This is a genomic window from Nostoc sp. FACHB-888 (assembly GCF_014696655.1).
In the GTDB taxonomy this organism is placed as follows: Bacteria; Cyanobacteriota; Cyanobacteriia; order Cyanobacteriales; family Nostocaceae; genus Nostoc.
In genome coordinates this window covers 1-3,254 of the sequence record NZ_JACJQM010000324.1, presented here as the reverse complement: position 1 = coordinate 3,254, position 3,254 = coordinate 1, and the positions used below count along the sequence as shown (strand labels likewise).

Below are 3,254 nucleotides of genomic sequence, written 5' to 3'. Positions count from 1 at the left end.
TATTGACACTCAGTCCTAATAAACGTCCTTACTACCAACAAGGAGAAAGAGCGATGAGGCTTATTCTATCTGCATCCTAGCCCTTTTTGTAGCCCCCTAAGGGTTTGGACACTTCCGTTAGTTGATTCAGCGATCGCACATTCCCCAAACTGCTCTTGTAACTCGGCAGCTTTAGCTCTCACCATTCGCTGTCCATAAGCCAGCATTAGTTTATTACTGAAAAAGTCTTGTCCCAACTTCGGAACTGTTTCATAACCGTCGTGTATTACGTCGTACACGCCGCTTGACTGATTCCACTTGAATCCGATGTCTGCACGGGCTTTTATCGTGCGACCAGATACGATGATTTCAGCGCTTTGTCCTTGAGAGCCACCGTAGTATCCTTTTAGTGATTGTGCTGTTTCATGAACTTGCGGATTCAGTTTCAAATCTTGTAAAGCTTGTACCAGACATTCACTGTTAGCAAGTTTAGTTTTAACTGTTGAGAAATGCGACATGAGAATTTTGTCCCTATAGTAGAAGTGCGGTATTGTTTTTGAGATGTATACTGCATTTTTCGTTTAAGGTACTTAGTCTTGGGCGAATGCACTCGCCCAAAACTGTTTTTTACCGGAACTTAAACGACATCACGGTAGCTTTCGATAAACCCACCTCACCAGTTGCTAGCTCTTGGAGATTGCGCTGTTCGTCTAGGAGTTTGACCCTAATTTGTTCCATTTTTTGCTGTAACTGACTGCGCCCATCACTAGCAAGATTTTTTGATTCAATAGCCGGATCGGTGACAATCGAATCCAAATGCTCCATCATCTGCTGTAAACTACTGCCAGCTTCCGGTGAGGCATTTGCCAGTAACACCCGCACTTTCATCAGGTGTTTTTCCATCTTTTTTTTAAACTGTACGGGCTTGCGTCCTGGCTCCCAGTCGCTTAATTCTTCAAGCAATTGGGCGGCAAGTTGTTCACCACCAGCGATCGCTGATTCCCGTAGCCTTTGCTCTAGATTTTGGTCATACTGTTGGATGAACTTGGTAATCTGGTCTAGACACTCGGCTTGCTGCTGGTTCAGTTGTTCGGACAATGCTGGGATAATCACCGGACGACCTATAACGACTTGCAAATAGTCTTCGAGGTCGGTCAGAGTCGGGAATGCTCTTAGCAAGTTGGCTTTGACTGATTCTTGCTTATCCTGCGATAACTCCCAAGTATGGAGTGAGAGAAACTGGTCAATCCGTTCCTGGTAATCTACAAGTCCTGCCTCGTAATCAACTTTTAATTGATTCCGTAAACTGGGAGCTACGTTATCCCTAATATTAAGTAGTTGGCTCCAAACGAGTGGAGCTAAATCAATCGGACAAACCCAGTCACCAGTATCAGCAGACATCCACTCTTGAACTGAAGCGATTTCTTGCCTCAATTGGGCAGCAGCTTCATCCAGCTTCTTGAATACCTTGATTCCGCGTAATCCGACTTCGGAATTTGTAACTTTTACAAGGTCTGATTCGATTTCAGAGACTTCAGCTTTTAAGACATCTGCCCACTTAGGAGCAGCAGACTTTGTACTTTTCTTTAGCTGGATACGAAAGCGAATGCGAGTTTTATTTAACTGTGAGAAATTGTGGCGCTCGACTACTGCATCAGTTAGGAAATTTGCAACGATAGGGTTGTCAATTGCTTGTACCATGATTATTCACCTCAATCATTATTTTTCACTTTCAATTCAGCGAAGCTTTCTTTGTGACTATTTCTCAATTTGTGAATATCTGTAGTAGCTCTATAGATTACTTTTGTAGAGCCATTTTGTAACCTAATGTGTCTTTTGACGACTGGTGGTTTATGTATGGACATGGCTTAAAATAGCTGAAGTTGCTGTGAATTATCCTGTACCACAGGCTTTTGATAAACCATCCCTTCGACTTCATAACAGCGAGTCATGAGTTTGTTTCGATTTAGTCGAAAGCTGGCTTTTTTTCTTTGATTTGGCAGAGGTACAAATAGATACTGTGGATGTTGTATACTACCTTCATCACCCAAATATCGGGAAAGTGTACCGTTGATTTGGTAAACTTTTGAGGAGCTTAACAGTGTTGGGTCGTAAACTTTAATCAAATTTAATTCCATCTTAGTAGCAGTGAAGTGTGCCATAATTTATCGTGGAATCGATTTTTCTCTACAGTCAGACTGATTAAATCTGACTGTAGAGTTTTTCACGCATAATCTGATTCTTCTTTCGTCAACATTTTCGTTACCTCTGCGTTAATTATTGATTGAGAGTGACAAATGTTACAGATAGAAATACTCAAATATTTGATTGAGTTTTTCTTTTAATTCATCAGGCAGAGCCTTAAAATCAAACTCTTTGGAGTCCCAAACTTCATCCAAGCTTGTAGACTCATCGATAATATTTGCAATCAAACTCGATTCATCGTCCTGCTTCCAGCCATTTGCTAAAAGCCACGGCAGAATTCCCTTAGATTGCAATAATTTCTCAATGTCGAACGAGTCAGAAAACTGCTGTAAGTTTTCGATACTGGGGTGAACGATTGTAATAGTCATGGGGGTATTTTAAATGATTGAAATACAGCCCAATCAAAAGAGGGGGAAAGGGGTAAGGGATTCATGAATTAAATTATCCTTAGAAAAGCAAGGTTTTTACCTTTTCCCCAACCCCAGTTCCCCTTTCCCTTCTTTATTAGCTGTAGATAAAACTTGAGAACTGATCAAATATTCTTCCCTACTTGAAGGCAAGTAGGGAAGAATAAAGGCGAACGCAATTGCTGCAATCACCTCAATACAGCACTTACGGCAGCTATGAGGTACATCCTAAAAGCTGAAAGCGATGATAGGAGAGGAGCAAGGAGAAAACTATATTGCATAATAGCCGGAAGCGCTGTAAGTATTTGGTTATTAAGAAGGCACATCCTCCCAGTAACCAACTTCATCGTCATAATTTGCTTGCATAGACTGCAATTTGTTGACGAAGTTAGCAAATTCTTCGTTAGTTAATAACTGTCTTCCTTTTTTGCCATAGTTATCTATGAGATACTGTTTGCCCTTTTCCTCTTTCCAACCTAAAGCTTCAATTAATCGTTGCGACTCCATCATCAATTGATTGCGATCGAGTGCATGAGACGTAGCTACTTCTAGTAAGTTGTTCTTAGGCAATCCTTTTTTCCACCAATCGCTGATGGAATTATGCACAAGGGCAATTTCTTGAGCTATTGGTTTCTTGCCAATACAATAACTTTCCCAGTTGAG

At 41.1% G+C, this 3,254-nt stretch carries 4 protein-coding genes and 1 pseudogene; all 5 read right to left on the bottom strand.

Annotated elements, in window-relative coordinates; translation table 11 throughout:
* Positions 1 to 65: 65 nt before the first annotated feature.
* A complete protein-coding gene (locus H6G26_RS40100; protein ID WP_190737519.1) occupies positions 66 to 497 on the bottom strand; it encodes a DUF1257 domain-containing protein in 432 nt (143 codons plus the stop codon).
* 109 nt (positions 498 to 606) lie between these two features.
* Positions 607 to 1,680, bottom strand: a complete 1,074-nt coding sequence (locus H6G26_RS40095; protein ID WP_190737517.1) for a hypothetical protein — start codon at positions 1,678 to 1,680, stop codon at positions 607 to 609.
* A 167-nt stretch (positions 1,681 to 1,847) separates the two neighbouring features.
* On the bottom strand, positions 1,848 to 2,117 hold the full coding sequence (locus H6G26_RS40090) for a hypothetical protein (RefSeq protein WP_190737521.1): 270 nt from the start codon (positions 2,115 to 2,117) through the stop codon (positions 1,848 to 1,850).
* Between the two features lie 162 nt (positions 2,118 to 2,279).
* Positions 2,280 to 2,552, bottom strand: a complete 273-nt coding sequence (locus tag H6G26_RS40085) for a hypothetical protein (protein ID WP_190737516.1) — start codon at positions 2,550 to 2,552, stop codon at positions 2,280 to 2,282.
* Between the two features lie 351 nt (positions 2,553 to 2,903).
* Positions 2,904 to 3,254 (bottom strand): annotated as a pseudogene (locus H6G26_RS40080) (hypothetical protein); the annotation flags it as partial.

Excerpts from the sequence above, each read along its gene's own strand:
- H6G26_RS40085 (WP_190737516.1), bottom strand. The coding sequence starts at position 2,552 with ATGACTATTACAATCGTTCACCCCAGTATCGAAAACTTACAGCAGTTT.
- H6G26_RS40090 (WP_190737521.1), bottom strand. The coding sequence starts at position 2,117 with ATGGAATTAAATTTGATTAAAGTTTACGACCCAACACTGTTAAGCTCC.
- H6G26_RS40100 (WP_190737519.1), bottom strand. The coding sequence starts at position 497 with ATGTCGCATTTCTCAACAGTTAAAACTAAACTTGCTAACAGTGAATGT.
- H6G26_RS40095 (WP_190737517.1), bottom strand. The coding sequence starts at position 1,680 with ATGGTACAAGCAATTGACAACCCTATCGTTGCAAATTTCCTAACTGAT.